Consider the following 312-nt stretch of genomic DNA (forward strand, 5'->3'; position numbering starts at 1 on the left):
CGAACTGCTCGGACAGCGTGTTGGCGCCGTTGGCGGTTGGGTGCGCTTCGTTATCGGTGAGGGTGTAGCTGTAGCTGACCACGCCGGTAGTGGCATTGAACCCGGTGATGGTCAGGGTGCTGCCCAAAGGTGTAGTGGTCGACTGCGGGAAGCCCGCCGCCACGCCATTGGTGACCACGGCAATACCGCCCACCGTCAGGGTCGTCACACCGTCCAGCGCGGTGATGGTAAAGGTGCCGTTCTGGGTCAGGGCATTACTATCCGCAGCACTGCCGTCACCGAGGTTTTTCTCGAAAACAGTCAACTCGCCAC

General features: G+C 61.5%; 1 protein-coding gene. It reads right to left on the reverse strand.

Annotation, left to right across the window (positions count from 1 at the left end; translation table 11 throughout):
* A partial coding sequence (locus KW839_RS27365; RefSeq protein WP_218426050.1) for a hypothetical protein occupies window positions 1-312 on the reverse strand: 312 nt, incomplete at both ends.

The organism is Pseudomonas sp. PDM31, assembly GCF_019218965.1.
Classification (GTDB): domain Bacteria; phylum Pseudomonadota; class Gammaproteobacteria; order Pseudomonadales; family Pseudomonadaceae; genus Aquipseudomonas.